The organism is Carnobacterium mobile DSM 4848, from assembly GCF_000744825.1.
GTDB classification, from domain to species: Bacteria; Bacillota; Bacilli; order Lactobacillales; family Carnobacteriaceae; genus Carnobacterium_A; species Carnobacterium_A mobile.
Genome location: NZ_JQMR01000001.1, coordinates 1,105,437 through 1,122,180 on the forward strand (window position 1 = coordinate 1,105,437; position 16,744 = coordinate 1,122,180).

Annotated in this window: 8 protein-coding genes, 3 rRNA genes and 1 other annotated feature; all 11 genes read right to left on the bottom strand. The window is 40.2% G+C overall.

Features of this window, described 5'->3' with window-relative positions; translation table 11 throughout:
- Position 1 precedes the first annotated feature (1 nt).
- The 11 genes from pheS to BR87_RS05165 all read right to left on the bottom strand — a co-directional run bounded on the left by pheS (position 2) and on the right by BR87_RS05165 (position 16,725).
- The gene (gene pheS, locus BR87_RS05115) at positions 2-1,048 is read right to left on the bottom strand and encodes a phenylalanine--tRNA ligase subunit alpha (RefSeq protein WP_035029511.1); all 1,047 of its coding nucleotides are present in this window, start codon (positions 1,046-1,048) and stop codon (positions 2-4) included.
- A 65-nt stretch (positions 1,049-1,113) separates the two neighbouring features.
- Positions 1,114-1,351, bottom strand: a binding site (T-box leader).
- Between the two features lie 70 nt (positions 1,352-1,421).
- Entirely contained in the window at positions 1,422-1,784 is a 363-nt protein-coding gene (locus BR87_RS05120; protein ID WP_035029514.1) for a winged helix-turn-helix transcriptional regulator, read from the bottom strand.
- Positions 1,785-2,026: 242 nt separating this feature from the next.
- Complete coding sequence (locus BR87_RS05125) at positions 2,027-2,536, bottom strand: HD domain-containing protein (RefSeq protein ID WP_169741146.1); 510 nt, start codon at positions 2,534-2,536, stop codon at positions 2,027-2,029.
- Positions 2,537-2,708: 172 nt separating this feature from the next.
- Positions 2,709-3,467, bottom strand: coding sequence for a TrmH family RNA methyltransferase (locus BR87_RS05130; protein WP_035029519.1), 759 nt, complete (start codon positions 3,465-3,467; stop codon positions 2,709-2,711).
- 90 nt (positions 3,468-3,557) lie between these two features.
- Positions 3,558-4,904, bottom strand: a complete 1,347-nt coding sequence (locus tag BR87_RS05135; protein ID WP_035029522.1) for a M23 family metallopeptidase — start codon at positions 4,902-4,904, stop codon at positions 3,558-3,560.
- Positions 4,905-5,073: 169 nt separating this feature from the next.
- Positions 5,074-8,130: an AAA family ATPase gene (locus tag BR87_RS05140; protein WP_035029525.1), complete on the bottom strand. Its 3,057-nt coding sequence runs from the start codon at positions 8,128-8,130 to the stop codon at positions 5,074-5,076.
- A 1-nt stretch (position 8,131) separates the two neighbouring features.
- Entirely contained in the window at positions 8,132-9,262 is a 1,131-nt protein-coding gene (locus BR87_RS05145) for an exonuclease SbcCD subunit D (protein WP_035029528.1), read from the bottom strand.
- A gap of 285 nt (positions 9,263-9,547) precedes the next feature.
- Positions 9,548-11,344 (bottom strand): DUF4153 domain-containing protein, encoded by a 1,797-nt coding sequence (locus tag BR87_RS05150; RefSeq protein WP_035029529.1) that lies wholly within the window; start codon positions 11,342-11,344, stop codon positions 9,548-9,550.
- Between the two features lie 482 nt (positions 11,345-11,826).
- Positions 11,827-11,942, bottom strand: a 5S ribosomal RNA gene (rrf, locus tag BR87_RS05155).
- A gap of 91 nt (positions 11,943-12,033) precedes the next feature.
- Positions 12,034-14,955: ribosomal RNA gene (locus BR87_RS05160) — 23S ribosomal RNA — on the bottom strand.
- A 208-nt stretch (positions 14,956-15,163) separates the two neighbouring features.
- A 16S ribosomal RNA gene (locus BR87_RS05165) occupies positions 15,164-16,725 on the bottom strand.
- The 16S, 23S and 5S rRNA genes sit together here, the layout of an rRNA operon.
- Positions 16,726-16,744: the final 19 nt, after the last annotated feature.

The window sequence follows — 16,744 nt, forward strand, 5'->3', positions numbered from 1 at the left end:
TCTACTCCTTTACTTTGAATTGATTTAAGAATCGTATATCATTTTGATAAAAATGACGGATATCATCAATCCCATATTTCAACATTGCCACACGGTCTGGTCCTAAACCAAACGCAAATCCGCTGTATTCAGCTGCATCAATTCCTGACATTTCCAACACATTCGGGTGAACCATTCCGGCGCCCAGTATTTCGATCCAACCTGTGTGCTTACAGACGTTACAGCCTTTTCCGCCACATTTAAAACAACTAACATCCACTTCAACAGAAGGTTCAGTAAAAGGGAAGTAGCTAGGACGCAATCGGATTTCACGTTCTGCACCAAACAATTTTTTCGCAAAAACTTCCAATGTGCCTTTTAAATCCGCCATTGTTACGCCTTTTGAAATAACCAAACCTTCGATTTGATGGAATTGGTGTGAGTGAGTCGCGTCGTCACTGTCGCGGCGATAAACTTTCCCTGGACTAATCATTTTTAGCGGGCCTTTAGAAAAATCATGTGTGTCCATTGTTCTTGCTTGTACCGGAGAGGTATGCGTCCGCAATAAAATGTCATCCGTAATATAGAAAGTATCTTGCATATCACGGGCTGGGTGATTTTTTGGCAAATTCATCCGCTCGAAATTGTAACTGTCTTCTTCTACTTCAGGTCCCTCAATGATTTGATAACCCATACTGATAAATAAATCTTCAATTTCTTCCATGATTTGAGTCAATACATGCGACTGACCTTCAGGTACTGGATTTCCCGGTAATGTCACATCAATAGCTTCGTTAGCTAAATCATGATTGATTTTTTCCATTTCTAATACACTTTTTCGTTCCTCTATCGCAACGGCAATGGCATCTCTGATTTCATTAGCAATCGAGCCGACGACCGGCCGTTCTTCAGCTGAAAGATCTTTCATTCCTCGAAGAATTTCAGTAATGGGACCTTTTTTGCCTAGATAAGCAACGCGCACTTGATCCAACTTCGCCAACTCTGCAGCTGCTGAAATTTTTTCCAGTGCTTCTTTTTTTAATGTATCTAATTTATCTTTTATCTGCATGCTTCTTCTCCTTCTTTTACTGCTTTATTTTATCTGTTTTTGGACGCAAAAAAAGCCTTATCCCTAAAAGGGACGAGGCTTCGATTCGCGGTACCACCCTTGTTTGGATTTACAGAAACTAAATCCACACTTGATTACATAACGGTGTATACCGGAACTTTTTTCATTACGTTAAACGTAACTCCCAAAGTCAACTCAGGAAGTGAACCTTCGTCTGGTCGATTAGACAAATGCTTACAACCCAGGGCATTTGCTCTCTTAACTAATCAAGTCCAAATTACTTTTTTCCGTCATCGTTTTTATTTACCATATTATTTTGCTTCATACTCAGTCTACCCAACTGGTGCGAGTGAGTCAAGGATTGTTCGAAAAATTAATCTTTCTTTACGCAGATCCATTCATCCGCCCAATTTTGTATTTCATACATCACTGATCTTAAATCTTCGCCTTTTTTAGTCAAACTGTAAGCAACACGCATCGTTGCTTTCGGATCGACTGTCCGTGTTACCAGTCCTTCTTGTTCCAACTCTTTTAAGCGTTCCACTAATACACGATCACTAACATTGGGAATAGTTGCTGCAATATCTTTAAAACGTTGAGGGCCTTCTAACAATACATCGATGATTAGACCCATCCATTTTTTCCCTAAAATAGAAAAAGTGTGTTCGAACTTTGGACAAATTTCTCTTTGTCTAGTTTCACAGCTGATCTCTTGGTTCACATCTTTTACTGTCATTGTGTTTATTCACCTCTTTTGTTGTATTATATCACTTTTGGTTATCAATAGTAAGTGATATGTTTGTTGGTACTTCTCACTTTTTGTATTATACCTTAATTTTTTTATTTGTCCTGCTTTATTTGATTAATTTATCGCATATCAGAAAAAATACTTCTTTTATCTAAAATAAGACTTAATAAAAGGCCACTTCAAAGTTTTAGACTTTGCAGTGGTCCTAGTTTTATATTTACTGGTTTAATTTAAGCTTCTGCTGGTTTAAATCGTGCTAAGATATTTTTCATTCGATGATGGACTTTATTTGATAACGGCACAGCAACTTCTTTTACTGCACAATACTTATCAACAAAAGTAACCACATAGCTTTCTTTATACTTAGGTAAAGCTACAGTTGCTAACCACATGTGTTTAATGATAATGTCACATTCCAACTCGCTCAGCTCAGTTATCTTTTTGGCATTTTCACAAGCCATCCGCGGATGAACATAAGCATGAGTTCCTTCATCAAATTTTGTGGTTCTCCAATCATAGTAGAACAAGTCATGAAGTAAGCCAGCACGTGCAGTTGCTTTTGCATCCCAGCCATATCGTTTGGCAATACGATAACTAAGATAAGATACGCTAATTGAGTGTTCTAGACGCGTCGTGAAATGATGTTGTGTGTAGTCATTCAGCTTTTGAACTTCTTCGCAATTAAGCAAGTCTTCAATTAAAGCAACGTATTCTAAGTCTTGTTTCCATTTTGGTTCGATCATTCAAAGACTTCCTTTTCTATGAGTTTAGGTCGTTTACGCGACTTGCAACTAGCATACACTTTTTCTTACCGTATTAAAAGTAGAACGTTTGCGTTTTACACTAAAAGAAAGAAATTTAATAATTTAGACATAATTAAGTCATTTTTTTCTCTTTAAGCAACTTTGCTATTTATTTTATTAAAGCAAACATCAAAATCCCAGCTGCCACTGCTACATTTAATGATTCAGCTTGTCCTTTTATAGGGATATAGAGATTTTTTGTAGTTTTCTCTAATAATTCTTTGCGCATTCCATTTCCTTCATTTCCCATCACTACAGCAAACACAGGTTGAGGTTGGATCTCCCGGTAAACAACTGCTGCTTCATTTAATTCTGTTCCATATACTGGAATATTTTCTTTTTGAAATAAATCAAACCACTCCATTAAATCACCTTGAAAAATCGGTAAATGAAAATGACTGCCTTGCATAGAACGAATTACTTTACTGTTATATAAATCAACTGTTCCTTTACCTAATACTACCCCGCCGAAACCAGCTGCATCAGCTGTACGGATCATCGTTCCCAAGTTGCCCGGATCTTGAACGTTATCTAAGAATAAGTAGGGCTTGTCTAAAATAGGTGTTTCAGGCGTGCTTTCTTTTTCTATCACTGCAAAAATCCCTTGTGGTGTTTCTGTTTCACTCAATTGTTTAGAGATATCGCGCGATACAAGAACTGTTTTTTCGTCCAAATCAGGAATTTTTTCAGAATCTCCATTGTCTTCACTAATGATCAATTCTAGAATAACTGCATTATTTTTGCTTGCCTCATCGATTAAATGAAACCCTTCAATTAAGTAAGCAGCCGCTTTTTCACGACCTTTTTTTGTTTGTAATTTTTTCCATTGCTTCACACGTTCATTTTTAGCTGATACAATTTTTTCCATTATTTTATTATCCTCCAATTGCCCCTATCTGTTTGCTCTTTCATTGTACTAAAAAAACCTCTCTTTTTATAGAGAGGTTTCTCGTTTTAGTTACATTCCTAAATAAGATGCTGGATCAACGCGAGTGCCATTTACATATACTTCAAAGTGCAAATGAATGCCTGTTGCCGAACCTGTCATTCCCATAGTCCCAAGATGTTGTCCTTGAGAAACTTTTTGCCCAGGAGCAACAGCTAAACTACCTGAAACCATATGCGCATATAGGGTTTCTACTCCATTACCATGGTTGATTTTAACATAATTTCCCCAGCCAGAGTCATAACCAGCTATTTCAACCGTACCGCTTTGAGCTGCTACGATTGGCCCGCTTCCACCAAAATCTATCCCGCCATGCAATTTATGTTCTCCTGTAATCGGATGGATTCGGTAACCAAAAGGTGAAGTGGTTACACCATTACTTGGACGAATAAATCCAGAACTATTGGACGTCGTTGGTGAAACATCTGCTGCTTTATTTGCAGTTTTTGTTTCATTTGAAGCAACTTGACTCTGTTCTGCTTGTTCTGCTTGTTCTGCTTGTTCTGCTTCTTTTGCGGCTTGCTGCGCAGCCTTTTCTGAAGCTTCTTTAGCAGCCGCTTGTCGCGCCTGTTCTTCTTCAACAATACGTTGACGTTCTTGTTGAAGCTCTTTAGATAACACACTTGTTTGAGTGGCAATCACTTGCTGTTCGTTCACAAAAGAATTTTTTTCAGATTCTGTCATATCGTACTGAGCAGCTAATTGGATAATTTTATCGTCCATTTCAGCCTTTTGAGTGACCAGATTATTTTTAGCCACTTCAATTTCACTCTTTAAGCTTTCAATGGCTACTTTTTCTTCCTCAGCCTTTTTTTCATTCGCTTCTAATTTTTTTTGATCATTTTGTTGTTCCATTACAATATCTTTATTGGCGGTGACCAATTGACTGATTATGCCGACACGGCCGATCAAATCAGAAAGACTTTCTGATGAAATAATCATTTCTACCATATTAGAAGATCTTGCATCTGTTTGAACTACCCGTGCTTGATTTTCCAGCTTTTCTTCACGTTGCGCAATCAATTCTTTTAAAGCTTCAATTTCTTTTTGTAATTTTTCAATTTTTACTTTTGAATCAGCTAACTTCTTTTCCTGCTCATGTAATTTAAGAACCACTTCGTCGATCTTTGTTTGCAGTTGCTTGACGTCGCCCTCAAGATCAGCTTTTTGGGACTCTAAGTTATTTAATGTATCTTCTTGTTTTTTTATTTTACTGTTTAAATCATTTGATTTTGATTCCAGCTCTTGTTTTTGCTTTTCTAATTCTTGAACACTTTCTGCTTTAACAAGTGTCGGCATCGCGAATGGACTCGCAAATATCACTGTTGCAATCAATCCTGTAGTTAATTTCTTTTTCAAAGCGAACCTCCTGTAAATATAAAAATAAATCGATGTTGTACTTTTTCTCAACTTAAAAAGTATAGCATGGAAAGACTGAACTGACGATGCTATTCCGGTAACAAATACCCGTTACTGTTACAATCAGATTACATAACAGATGGCTCTTTTAATTTTTTCTTGGAGCCACCTAAATTTTTATATTTACATGACTTCCTTGTGAAGATTTCGTTACCTCGATATGAACAGGTATACGCATTTTCAATTCTTCAACATGGGAAATAATGCCGACTAACCGTCCTCTTTGGTTTAACTCAAACAATGTTTCAATGGCAGTATCTAAAGAATCCGAATCTAACGTTCCAAAACCTTCATCAATAAATAACGTATCCACACTGACTCCGCCGCTATGGTTTTGAATGACATCACTTAAGCCCAAAGCCAAGGCTAATGAGGCTTTAAAACTCTCACCACCTGAAAGCGTCCGAACACTCCTTGTTTTGCCCGTATAATTATCAAATACGTCCAAATCAAGCCCTTTTGCGCCTGTTCCTTTAACTTTTTCTTCACGTCGCAATAAAGAGTACCGATTATTGGTCATTTGTGTGAAACGTAAATTTGCTGCAAGAATGATTTCTTCAAAATAGATAGCTAACACATATCGTTCAAATGATACATAATCTGTTTCTTTGGAACCATTAGCTAATTCAGATAACTCACTATACAAACGATAATTTTCCAATTGAGTTTTTTTAGCAGCATAATGTTTACTAATTTCTGTTTTTGCCATTTCATAATTTTTTACGATTCCAACTAACTCTTGGTATTTTTCTGTTAGTTCCGTCACTTCTTTTTCTTTTTCCTGATTTTCTAATTGGTACTCTTCAATTGAACGGCTGTCTTTTCTTGCAGCTATTTTCTCTTTTTGTTTTTGATAGTTTTCCTGATTGACCCAAACTTTTTGGTCATAGTTACTGACTTCTTCTGTTAGTGCCTGTACTTGTCCAGTCTCTAATAAATGTTCCTCAAATGCCTCATTCAACTGAGCTGCTTCTAATTGTTTTTCAAATTCAACAGTCGCTTCTGTATACCGGCCCGAAATGTTTTTGAGTTGAGTTTCAAAAGAATGTAGGCTCGTTCGGTAGTGTGTTTCTAGTTTTTCCAGTGCAGCCGTTTCATCTTGCTGAGTTTTGTGTTCCATTTCGATCTGCTGGATTTCCTTTGTCAGCTGCAAAAGATTTTCTTGGACTTGTTTAAGTTCTTTATAAGTTAACTGATTCTTCATGTTTTGTACTTCCTCAGTTATTTCTTGGATTCTCTTATCGTTATTTTGACGAGTAGAACTTAAGTCTTGGATAGCTATCTCCAACTGACGCTCTGCCTGTTGATGGCTTTCCTCTTGTTGTTGGAGATCGTCTTCTTGTTCAATCAGCTGCTCCAGCTGATCAATTTCAGCAGTCAGCTTGTTTTTTTCTGTATTTAATGCTGTCAGTTCAGCCTGCAGCTGTTTTAACGTTTCACCTGCTTCGCTGTGGTGTAATTCTAGCACTTGTTCGTATTCTTGGATTTGTTCATTTAAGTGACGCACTTCATTAGAAACTGCATTATATTCTTGGTACTTTTGGTTTTTCGCTTCTTCTAGCGCCTCTAATTGTTCTTGTGATCCCGTATCTTCCGTTAAAATTGCCGGGTCAGGGTGATGGACAGAACCACAAACCGGACAAGCCGAATCTTTTTCCAAATCATGAGCCAATATGCCTGCAATATTTCGGTTATAAGCCAAGCGTTGTTGTTTGTATTTTTCTTCAATAGCTTGGTAAGCTGACTCTGTTTCTTTAAATAAAGTTAATTTCGTTTCTTTTTGTTCTAAAGTTCGAACTACTTCTTTAACCGATTTTTGCTTAATAGTTAAAACAGCATTTTCCTCTTGTAATTCATTTGCATGTTTTTGTTTTTCCAAAATTTGGATTCTTGCTTGATGAATTTCCATTAATTGCCGTTTATTTTCTTCTAATTGATTTTTGTACTCCCTCAATTGTGCTGTTTGTTTTTCTATCTTTAGTTGATGGCATTGATTTTCTTCTTCAAAAGCTGTTACTTGGCTTTTTTTTGCTTCGATTGCTTTTATCGTCAGCTCTTCTTGTTTTAATTCATTGATAGCTTCTCTTTTTTCCGGTAAATGCAAGTAATCTTTTTCAGCTGCTGCACGTTCCTTTTTATTTTCTTCAAGTGCACTTAATGTTTCTGCCAAAGCTTGTCTGTCTAATTCTAATTGCTGCTGAACAGTTTCTTTGTCTTTTAAGGCTTTTTCCTGTTCTGCTTTATACCCTTTTAATTTTTGCGCTTTTTCATGCAGTTCGATGCTTAACCGTTTTTGATTTATCTCTGCTTCTAAATCAGTTAATTGTTTTTTTACTTTTTTTAATTGAGCCAGTTCCGTCAATCTGTCTATTTGTTCTTGATTTTGCTGTATTGTTTTTCGTGAGCGCTCCATTTCAATTGTATAACCTTGAGTTTTATCCTGGTAATCGCTCAAGGATTTTTCTAATTCCTCTACTAAACGTGTGATATCCAATAACTGAATGGCTTCAGCTAACGCTTCATTTTCCTGTGGTTGAATCATGCCCACAAATTGTTCCATCATTTTATTGCTTTGTTCAACTTCTGCTTTCAAGCGACGCGCTTCTTCTTTCAAATTGGATTGGAAAGCCTTGATCGTATCCGTTTGAAAAATATTCCGAAATATTTTTTCTTTATCTGCACTATTAGATTCCAGCATTTTTTTGAATTCACCTTGAGGCAGCATCACGATTTGTTTAAACTGTTCATAAGAAAGCGACAGCAAATCTTGTATTTCTTTATTTGCTTCATTTATTTTAGTCGTTACATTCGTACCGTGTATAAATTCAACTTCCGGACTGTATTTTTTTATTCTGTGTTTTCCTGGTCCCATTTGAGCGGGCGTACGTTTAATATAATATTTTTTCCCAGCCAATTCAAATTCCAACTCAACGAAGCAAAGAACCTCATCTGAAGCAAATTGTGATTTAAACGAGTCTTTGCCTCGACTTGTCCCACTGGCATCGTCATATAAAGCATAAGCAATGGCATCAAAAATGGTTGTTTTACCAGCACCGGTTGGTCCGCTCACCAAAAAAAGTGTTTTTTGATTAAATTGAGTAAAATCAATTGCTACTTTATCCTTATAAGGACCAAAGGCATTCATGACTAACTTTAACGGTCTCATCTTATTCTTCCCTTCCAATTTCATGAAGCATTTTTTCAACTATTTCTTTTCGGTCAGGTTCTAATTCTTTTTGTTTATACTGCTGATAGAAATCACTAAACAGATCCTGCAAAGGAATTTCTTTCAAACGCGCTTGATCATGGGTCAAGTGCGTGCTGGTTTGTTCTTTTCTAGCTGCATATTCCAATCCCATCGCATTTGGGAATCGCCTGCGCAATTGGTTCATTGCATCCATCACAAAATGCTCATCTTCCAATTCAAAAAAAACGTAATCATCAGACTTTTGTGTCATCAAGTCTTGAAATATTCCTTTAACGATCCGCATATCGCGTCTGGTTTCCAAATAAATCGGTTCAACTTCTACTTGACCTTTTTCAAGCGTCACCAAAGAGACCTGTTTCTTCTGAATGGCTTCTGATTTAGAATATTTTAAAATTGAACCGCTATAGCGGATTCTTTCATGTTTTACTTTTTGTGGTTTATGTAAATGCCCTAAAGCCACATAATCAAAGTCTTCGAATAATTCGACATTGACGTATTCGGCCGTTCCGATGCTCAATGGCCGCTCTGAATCGGTCGTTTCAGAAGTATCATTACTAAGATTGATCACATATCCATGTGCGATCAATACATTGGTTTCATTAGGATTCATCGTTTCTTTGATTTTTTCGATTTGAATCCGAGTGGCATCTTCCAAGTTTTTGATTGAATCGTCCTTTAACAGTTCACGAATATAAACATGGTCTGCAAATGGCAATAAATAGAAATTTGTACCTTGAATCGTAACTTTTCGAGTCGTTTCTTTGACTGTTCCTTCTATATAAAGCTGACTGGACTCCAACAAAGCAGCTCCATATTCAACTCGCTCATTGCTGTCATGATTGCCGGCAATTACGAACACGGGAATTTTCACCTCATAAATCAATCTCGTCAGTACCGAATTCACCAAAGCAACTGCCTCTTTTGGTGGAAAAGCACGATCATATAAATCTCCCGCCATAATCAGTGCATCAACTTTTAAGCTTTTCAATTCTTCAATTAACTGGTTTAGAAAAAATTCCTGGTCTTCCAGCATCGACACTTCATTGACGATTTTTCCAATATGCCAGTCAGCTGTATGTAATATACGCAAAATAATCGGCTCCTTTGTTTCATTTCTGTTAGTTTGTTTTAATTTCAAACGTATTTAATCGAACTATTGTTTCGGTCTTTCTAGTTTACCACGCTTGAATTAAATACAAAAGTTTCGTTTTGCTGATCTAAACTAATAGTATTTCCTTCTATATTTTATTATCCGTTATTAAAGAAGTATTCGTTAAACCCATATAGTATAAATACTTCAATTTGGTTTTTACCAAAAATAAAAGTTCACTTGAAATTTAATTCAAGTGAACTTCCTTTTTTAAAAAGATAGCTTTTATTTGATTTCAATAAAAAGATAAAAGCTTCCATTATATTGGTTTTCATAAGCATCCATAGATTCAACTAATATCTTTACTCGGGCTTGCTTATTTTCCTTCATAACGGTTGCTTCCTCCACCGTCAAAGTTCCTTTTTGAACATTTTTATCTGTTAAGATTTTATCAAATATATCTTTCATATCGATTTTGATGAGTTCATTATTCTTCTCGTCCGTTAAGTTAAGACTGTAGTAACCATCGTCTTTAAGCTGTTTTACCAGTGTATAGACTGAGCTGTCTTTTTCAAATGTAAGAGTTTTTTTCTCAGATGTTTCAGTTTGAGAACCATATAAATCCAAACGAATCAGTTGGTCATAGCCTTTGACAGGTAAGCTTAGCTCACCATTCCAATCTAAATTAACATATTGTCCATTCTGATTAGTATTCTGATTTTCATACTCTTTTGCAAAACCGAAAGTTGTTTCAAACTGCTGATACGTTGCAACGTTACTTGGCAGCCACTCAACATCTTTCACATAGTCCATCCTTTCCAAATAATCGAACGTTTCTGTAATCCGTACTTTATCTTCTTCAGAAATAGAAGCATTAGGAACGATCTCATTATTTTCAAGCATATTATTTTTTACCAGCACTTCTTCTAATAAATGTGTTTGATTTACGCGGCTCACTGTAAAAGCATCGATTGGCGGAACAATTGAAAGAAGACAAAAAGTGATCAATACAGCCGCTACTATGCCATTTTTTCTAACAGGCAAGAAACTAAAGACTAGGCCTGCAATCGTAGCAAATACGCCAAAAAGAATCACATAATAACGGCCTTGTGTAATGCCCATCTCCCCTATTTTCAAAATAGAAGCAATTGTTTGAAATAAAACGATTGGAATCAATACTTTCGGAAAGATTTTTCTAAATACTGCCGCAACTTTATTTTCAATGTTGCTCGCTAAGATATAAACAAGAATGACAGACACCGCATAAGAGACTAGCATCGGCTCTAGTAAATTGTTGGTCCAAAAACTGCCGCGAATGTTTAGAACGATATAAGTCAACAGAATAGCTGTATAAATCACTGTTAACGGGATAATCACATATGAAATTAAAGCTGCTAATGTTTTCGGACAACTTACCGCTTGTCGCAACTGTTCTTGCTTCAGCAGACGTTCTTCTTCAGAACTTTGCCTCATGTTTTGACTCATATAAATGGGTGTAAAAGATAAGAAATACAAAGGAGCAAATAAAGAAAATACGACATTTAGTATATACAAGGTAACTTTATAATCGACCGAAAAAAGTAGCCGATCGATTGCAAAAAGAATCGAACTGACACCAGCTGCAATAATTAATGTAAACAGTACTGTTGTGAAAAAAGCTTTAAAAGCAGACATAAAACTTTCATTAAAGGTCAATTTTTTTCTGATCGTTGGAATCCAAACATAGCCTAAAAATAATGCAAAAACCGCAACACTCGTTTTTATGCTTATTTCCAAACTATATACCTCTGTTGTTCGAATAATAAAATAATAGCCGATTGACAATAAAACTGCTCCGCCCATTAATAAAAAACGTTCTCTTTTTTTGCTAAAAAACCGTTCATAAACTTGTTGAGCCACTCCGCTAAGCACTGTACCAACAAAAAAAGTAAATAAGTATCTTGTATAATTTTCTTGTTCTTGATGAATTGCCATTGCATTTATTCCCGCAATGGCTAAAAGAAATAAGACAGTTAACGGATAACGATTACTAGCATGGATGAGTCCTTGAAATGTATTTTGTAAATTTTTCATCAGTTTCATTTTATTCACCTTCTCTTCTTTTATTTTTCTTTAACTAGATTATAAGCTACCCATCTGCAATTGTATAATAGATTGTTTTTTCAGAATCTATAACGAACCAGTTATCATTTCCTTTTTTATACTGCACTTATACACTTTATTTCATCAAGTTAGATCTTTTCGGCCGCAGCCGAAAAAAATCATTATAAAAAATCTTTCAAAAAATTAGTTTGCGTGCCCTAAGTATAGAGATTTCAATCACTTAAGACACGCAAAAAAGGTTTACGTGACTTAAAAGCTATTTTTTTTATACTTAAGGTAGGCAAAAGTAATTTGCGTGCCCTAAGGACTAGAAATGCAGCTTCTTAAGGTAGGCAAAACAATTGAGACAGTGATGCACTCCATGATAATTTCATTATCATTTTTTAAATCAAGCTGAGCAACAATTAACTTTTTGAACGACAAAAAAAGATACCATCCGCAGATGATACCTTTTTTGATTTGCGCGGCAGCGTCCTACTCTCACAAAGGGAAACCCTTCACTACCATCGGCGCTAAGAAGCTTAACTGCTGTGTTCGGCATGGGAACAGGTGTGACCATCTTGCCGTTGCCACCGCACATCTTACATATAAGAGAACGTTGTTCTCTCAAAACTGGGTATTGTTTACTGTAAAGTTGGTTTAAAACCGTTCGTTCACCGTTTAAAAAATTGGTTAAGTCCTCGACCGATTAGTATTGGTCCGCTCCATACATCGCTGTACTTCCACTTCCAACCTATCTACCTGATCATCTCTCAGGGGTCTTACTCACTTACGTGATGGGAAATCTCATCTTGAGGGGGGCTTCACGCTTAGATGCTTTCAGCGTTTATCCCGTCCACACATAGCTACCCAGCAATGCCCTTGGCAGAACAACTGGTACACCAGCGGTGTGTCCATCCCGGTCCTCTCGTACTAAGGACAGCTCCTCTCAAATTTCCTGCGCCCGCGACGGATAGGGACCGAACTGTCTCACGACGTTCTGAACCCAGCTCGCGTACCGCTTTAATGGGCGAACAGCCCAACCCTTGGGACCGACTACAGCCCCAGGATGCGATGAGCCGACATCGAGGTGCCAAACCTCCCCGTCGATGTGGACTCTTGGGGGAGATAAGCCTGTTATCCCCAGGGTAGCTTTTATCCGTTGAGCGATGGCCCTTCCATGCGGAACCACCGGATCACTAAGCCCGACTTTCGTCCCTGCTCGACTTGTAGGTCTCGCAGTCAAGCTCCCTTCTGCCTTTACACTCTACGAATGATTTCCAACCATTCTGAGGGAACCTTTGGGCGCCTCCGTTACACTTTAGGAGGCGACCGCCCCAGTCAAACTGCCCGTCAGACACTGTCTCCCAGCCAGATCATGGCTGAGGGTTAGAGTGGTCATACAGCAAGGGTAGTATCCCACCATTGCCTCCACCAAGACTAGCGTCCTGGCTTCATTGGCTCCTACCTATCCTGTACAAGCTGTACAAACACTCAATATCAAACTGCAGTAAAGCTCCATGGGGTCTTTCCGTCCTGTCGCGGGTAACCTGCATCTTCACAGGTACTATAATTTCACCGAGTCTCTCGTTGAGACAGTGCCCAAATCATTACGCCTTTCGTGCGGGTCGGAACTTACCCGACAAGGAATTTCGCTACCTTAGGACCGTTATAGTTACGGCCGCCGTTTACTGGGGCTTCAATTCTGAGCTTCGCCTTACGGCTAACCCATCCTCTTAACCTTCCAGCACCGGGCAGGCGTCAGCCCCTATACGTCATCTTTCGATTTAGCAGAGACCTGTGTTTTTGATAAACAGTTGCTTGGGCCTATTCACTGCGGCTGACCAAATGGTCAGCACCCCTTCTCCCGAAGTTACGGGGTCATTTTGCCGAGTTCCTTAACGAGAGTTCTCTCGCACACCTTAGGATTCTCTCCTCGACTACCTGTGTCGGTTTGCGGTACGGGCAGATCGTTTCTCACTAGAAGCTTTTCTTGACAGTGTGACATCAGGAACTTCGGTACTTGATTTCCCTCCCCATCACAACTTGTCCTTAAGGGAATAAGCATTTGACTCATTCCCAGACTTATTGCTTGGACGTGCATATCCAACAGCACGTATTCCTTAGCCTACTGTGTCCCTCCATCGTTCAAACAAAACGAACTGGTACAGGAATCTCAACCTGTTGTCCATCGTCTACGCCTATCGGCCTCGACTTAGGTCCCGACTAACCCTGGGAGGACGAGCCTTCCCCAGGAAACCTTAGTCATTCGGTGGACGGGATTCTCACCCGTCTTTCGCTACTCATACCGGCATTCTCACTTCTAAGCGCTCCACCAGTCCTCACGGTCCAGCTTCGACGCCCTTAGAACGCTCTCCTACCATAGAACCAAAAGGTTCTATCCACAGCTTCGGTGTTCTGTTTAGCCCCGGTAAATTTTCGGCGCAGGGTCACTCGACTAGTGAGCTATTACGCACTCTTTAAATGATGGCTGCTTCTGAGCCAACATCCTAGTTGTCTAAGCAACCCCACATCCTTTTCCACTTAACAGAAACTTTGGGACCTTAGCTGGTGGTCTGGGCTGTTTCCCTCTCGACTACGGATCTTATCACTCGTAGTCTGACTCCCGGATATAAATCAATGGCATTCGGAGTTTATCTGAATTCGGTAACCCGAGAAGGGCCCCTAGTCCAAACAGTTGCTCTACCTCCATGATTCTAATTCCGAGGCTAGCCCTAAAGCTATTTCGGAGAGAACCAGCTATCTCCAAGTTCGATTGGAATTTCTCCGCTACCCACACCTCATCCCCGCATTTTTCAACATACGTGGGTTCGGTCCTCCAGTGCGTATTACCGCACCTTCAACCTGGACATGGGTAGATCACTTGGTTTCGGGTCTACGACCACATACTCATTCGCCCTATTCAGACTCGCTTTCGCTGCGGCTCCGTCTCATCAACTTAACCTCGCATGGGATCGTAACTCGCCGGTTCATTCTACAAAAGGCACGCTATCACCCATTAACGGGCTCTAACTACTTGTAAGCACACGGTTTCAGGTGCTGTTTCACTCCCCTTCCGGGGTTCTTTTCACCTTTCCCTCACGGTACTGGTTCACTATCGGTCACTAGGGAGTATTTAGCCTTGGGAGATGGTCCTCCCGGATTCCGACGGAATTTCTCGTGTTCCGCCGTACTCAGGATACTGATCAGAGTGAACGAAGTTTCAGATACGGGGCTTTTACCCTCTTTGGCAGACCTTTCCAGGTCGCTTCTCTTACTTCATTCATTTATGACTCTATGTGTTCAGTCCTACAACCCCAGAAAGCAAGCTTTCTGGTTTGGGCTTTTCCCGTTTCGCTCGCCGCTACTCAGGGAATCGAATTTTCTTTCTCTTCCTGCAGGTACTTAGATGTTTCAGTTCTCTGCGTCTACCTCTGTTGACCTATGTATTCAGTCAACAGTAACACCCGATAAAGGGTGTTGGGTTTCCCCATTCGGAAATCTCTGGATCACAGCTTACTTACAGCTCCCCAAAGCATATCGGCGTTAGTCCCGTCCTTCTTCGGCTCCTAGTGCCAAGGCATCCACCGTGCGCCCTTATTAACTTAACCTATGGTTGTTGTTAATAGGAATCTTCTCATCTTATAAAAGATAAGGATTCGTTTCAAACTCTTACAAACGCGGTGTGTTTCTCGGTTTCTTACAATTTTTACAATTAAACAATATCCAGTTTTCAAAGAACAACGATTTTGAGAAGATTAGACCTCTCAAAACTGAACAAAAGAAGAACGACTGTGTAGGTTCCGTTAAAATCCTTAGAAAGGAGGTGATCCAGCCGCACCTTCCGATACGGCTACCTTGTTACGACTTCACCCCAATTATCTATCCCACCTTAGGCGGCTGGCTCCCAAAAGGGTTACCTCACCGACTTCGGGTGTTACAAACTCTCGTGGTGTGACGGGCGGTGTGTACAAGACCCGGGAACGTATTCACCGCGGCGTTCTGATCCGCGATTACTAGCGATTCCGGCTTCATGCAGGCGAGTTGCAGCCTGCAATCCGAACTGAGAATGGCTTTAAGAGATTAGCTTGACCTCGCGGTCTTGCGACTCGTTGTACCATCCATTGTAGCACGTGTGTAGCCCAGGTCATAAGGGGCATGATGATTTGACGTCATCCCCACCTTCCTCCGGTTTATCACCGGCAGTCTCACTAGAGTGCCCAACTGAATGCTGGCAACTAGTAATAAGGGTTGCGCTCGTTGCGGGACTTAACCCAACATCTCACGACACGAGCTGACGACAACCATGCACCACCTGTCACTTTGTCCCCGAAGGGAAAGCTCTATCTCTAGAGTGGTCAAAGGATGTCAAGACCTGGTAAGGTTCTTCGCGTTGCTTCGAATTAAACCACATGCTCCACCGCTTGTGCGGGTCCCCGTCAATTCCTTTGAGTTTCAGCCTTGCGGCCGTACTCCCCAGGCGGAGTGCTTAATGCGTTAACTGCAGCACTGAAGGGCGGAAACCCTCCAACACTTAGCACTCATCGTTTACGGCGTGGACTACCAGGGTATCTAATCCTGTTTGCTCCCCACGCTTTCGAGCCTCAGCGTCAGTTACAGACCAGAGAGTCGCCTTCGCCACTGGTGTTCCTCCACATATCTACGCATTTCACCGCTACACGTGGAATTCCACTCTCCTCTTCTGCACTCAAGTTCCCCAGTTTCCAATGACCTTCCCCAGTTGAGCTGGGGGCTTTCACATCAGACTTAAAGAACCGCCTGCGCTCGCTTTACGCCCAATAAATCCGGACAACGCTTGCCATCTACGTATTACCGCGGCTGCTGGCACGTAGTTAGCCATGGCTTTCTGGTTAGATACCGTCAGGGGATGAGTAGTTACGCTCATCCTTGTTCTTCTCTAACAACAGAGTTTTACGATCCGAAAACCTTCTTCACTCACGCGGCATTGCTCCGTCAGACTTTCGTCCATTGCGGAAGATTCCCTACTGCTGCCTCCCGTAGGAGTCTGGGCCGTGTCTCAGTCCCAGTGTGGCCGATCACCCTCTCAGGTCGGCTACGTATCATTGCCTTGGTGAGCCATTACCTCACCAACTAGCTAATACGCCGCGGGTCCATCCATAAGTGACAGCCGAAACCGTCTTTTATCCATCCACCAGGAGGTGGTTGGAGTTATGCGGTATTAGCATCCGTTTCCGAATGTTATCCCCCACTTATAGGCAGGTTACCCACGTGTTACTCACCCGTCCGCCACTCTTTGATTCTGGTGGGTGCAAGCACCCGGTAGAATCAAAGCGTTCGACTTGCATGTATTAGGCATGCCGCCAGCGTTCGTCCTGAGCCAGGATCAAACTCTCATAAAAGTAGTTGTTGCCTCGAAAG

Bases quoted from the DNA above. Each gene is read 5' to 3' on its own strand.
- pheS (WP_035029511.1), bottom strand. From the start codon at position 1,048: ATGCAGATAAAAGATAAATTAGATACATTAAAAAAAGAAGCACTGGAA.
- BR87_RS05120 (WP_035029514.1), bottom strand. From the start codon at position 1,784: ATGACAGTAAAAGATGTGAACCAAGAGATCAGCTGTGAAACTAGACAA.
- BR87_RS05130 (WP_035029519.1), bottom strand. From the start codon at position 3,467: ATGGAAAAAATTGTATCAGCTAAAAATGAACGTGTGAAGCAATGGAAA.
- BR87_RS05140 (WP_035029525.1), bottom strand. From the start codon at position 8,130: ATGAGACCGTTAAAGTTAGTCATGAATGCCTTTGGTCCTTATAAGGAT.
- BR87_RS05150 (WP_035029529.1), bottom strand. From the start codon at position 11,344: ATGAAACTGATGAAAAATTTACAAAATACATTTCAAGGACTCATCCAT.